General features: G+C 33.9%; 2 protein-coding genes. Both read right to left on the bottom strand.

What is annotated here, in order from left to right; translation table 11 throughout:
• Window positions 1–226 (bottom strand): ATP-binding cassette domain-containing protein (locus tag F6K22_RS39995; protein WP_293110633.1); only part of this gene is annotated, 226 nt, incomplete at its 3' end.
• A 912-nt stretch (window positions 227–1,138) separates the two neighbouring features.
• A partial coding sequence (locus F6K22_RS39990) for an ABC transporter permease (protein ID WP_293110631.1) occupies window positions 1,139–1,824 on the bottom strand: 686 nt, incomplete at its 5' end.

The following is a 1,824-nucleotide window of genomic DNA, read 5'->3' as shown; positions in this document are numbered from 1 at the left end:
TAGTTCCCACAATTATTTGTAAAAGGGTACTTTTTCCTGAACCATTCCGCCCCACAATTCCTAAAGTATGCCCTCTTTCTATTTCTATATTTATATTTTGTACTGCCCAGAATTCATCAGCACGACTTTTTCCAGGGAGTAAAATTTCTTTTAAACGGTCTACAGGATGTCGATACCGTTTAAAACATTTAGAAACATTTTGTAGTGAGATGACAGTTTCAGGCATTATGGATTTTATATGTAAGCTTTCAGCAGTCAGCTATTAGTTGTCAGCTATGATTTGTTGACTTAGGAATGATGATTTATTAACTTCCAGATTTTTTACACAGAAGTATTTCAGTTTAATACTCCTAGCCAAAAACTGTGGATATTATTTGATCCTCATTCCTTATTATCACATTGAAGGAGGAATTAGTCTCCAAGGAGAATAAAAAGTTATATTTACGCAGCATTCCACAGGAAATAAAAAGGCAATTAGTAGTATCTATTATATCTTCATTTGTCAAAAATTAATCTTTTTTCGTAAGTATTCGGCCATTAGCTATTCAAAAATGGAGGAGGCAAAAGTTCTTGAAAAATCAAGGGATAATTAGGGCTTGCTGATTAAAGATAAAAGCATTGAAAGATAAAGGTTTGAGAAACTAATGGTTGGGAAAAAGTACCAGCTTTTGTGTTAATAAAGCTGAAAAATTAAGCATTTGGGAGTAACGGGAGGCGGAAAATTTGAGTGGCTATGATGAACGAGTACCTCTTCTACAACTCCCTGCTCCTCGTAATTCTTAACTACTCCCTACTCCTACTCCCACCGACCTACCTCAACAAAAAGACTTTTGAGCGCAAACCCTAATTAAAAGTTACTGTCAAAGTAGTCTCTCTTAGCCGTGATAAATATTCATTTAAACCTCGCCTGGAAAGGGGGGGGGATATTAATTGCTTACCTTTTTTCTTCCTTTTGTTTATTTCTCTGTTTTAACTATTGCTTATATTTTCCTACAAATTAGAGTTTTTTATGATGATTGATAAATCATTTTTAAGTTGTAATATTTTGGTGGGAGTTAGAAGTAAAATAGGGGAGCGTTCGGATTAGTGACGTACATAATTTTAAAGGTTTTTTTGAATATTTATTCCTTCTTCCTTCTTATAAAACATCGGCAAAAGCAGGACGTAATTTTTGATAAACCCACAAGCCGAAATAAAATATCAGTACAGACATCAAAGCAGCAATTCCTAATTCTCCCCAGTGTTTAATTTCTCCTACTAAAACTAGGTCACGATATACTTCGGCGATCGCTGTTAAAGGATTACACCAAAATACCCAAACTCGCCAATTTTCTGGAATTACTGATGCAGGATATACTATTGGTGTAATGTAAAACCAAAGATTTAGAATTACGCCTAGAGTCTGCGGAATATCTCGTAAAAATACTGTTAATCCAGCAGTAAAATATCCTAAACCTGCTGTTAATAAAAGCTGAGGTATAAGCACTACCGGTAGTAACCATAATGTTTGATTTATCGCCCCAAATGATATATAAAACATTCCTGTTAAAGCTATTAATCCAAATGTACTTTCTATAAATGTTGAAAGAATAGGAACTAAAGGTAATAAACTCAGAGGAAAGACTACTTTTTTAACTAAATTTGGCTGTCTAATTACACATCCAGAAGCTTGAGTCAATCCATTAGTAAAAGCTAACCAAGGTATTAATCCTGCAAATAGCCATAATCCAAAGGTTAACTTACTATCTTCTGGTAATCCTTTTAGGTCAAGCTTAACTTTAAGAATAATTGAGAAGACGTAGGTATAAATTAACAGTTGGGATA

Origin of the sequence: Okeania sp. SIO2F4, from assembly GCF_010672385.1 — a bacterium.
In the GTDB taxonomy this organism is placed as follows: domain Bacteria; phylum Cyanobacteriota; class Cyanobacteriia; order Cyanobacteriales; family Microcoleaceae; genus Trichodesmium.
This window is presented reverse-complemented; position numbering and strand designations above follow the sequence as displayed.